This is a genomic window from Chromohalobacter sp. HP20-39, assembly GCF_033052815.1.
GTDB lineage: Bacteria > Pseudomonadota > Gammaproteobacteria > Pseudomonadales > Halomonadaceae > Chromohalobacter.
On sequence record NZ_JAWHTP010000488.1, the window covers coordinates 1 to 296 of the forward strand.

A 296-nucleotide genomic window follows, 5' to 3' on the forward strand; every position below is an offset into this window, starting at 1 on the left:
CGGCTGCGGTCGGCCGCCACCACCGGCCGTGCAAACAAGCCGTCATCCAATTTGGGGTTGAACTGCACCTTGTCGATCACGAGCCTGTCGGAAGCCTGCCCGGTCCCCGCGCTGGTTTCAATGACGGCCGGTAACTGAAGATGCTCGATGGTCTGGTAGTCGCGGTAGTAGATCGTGACGGTCACCGGCTGGCCGAGCGTGCCTCGCCCCTCGCGTTCGACTTTCGTTTCCAGATAGGTTTGCGCGTCAACCCACACATGGCGCATCGCCCCGGAAGGCAGCATGACCTTCAACCT

The 296-nt window shown here is 62.2% G+C and carries 1 protein-coding gene; it reads right to left on the reverse strand.

Translation table 11 applies throughout. From position 1 onward, the window contains the following. Nucleotides 1-284 (reverse strand): hypothetical protein (locus tag RVY79_RS18920; protein ID WP_317466097.1); only part of this gene is annotated, 284 nt, incomplete at its 3' end. Nucleotides 285-296: the final 12 nt, after the last annotated feature.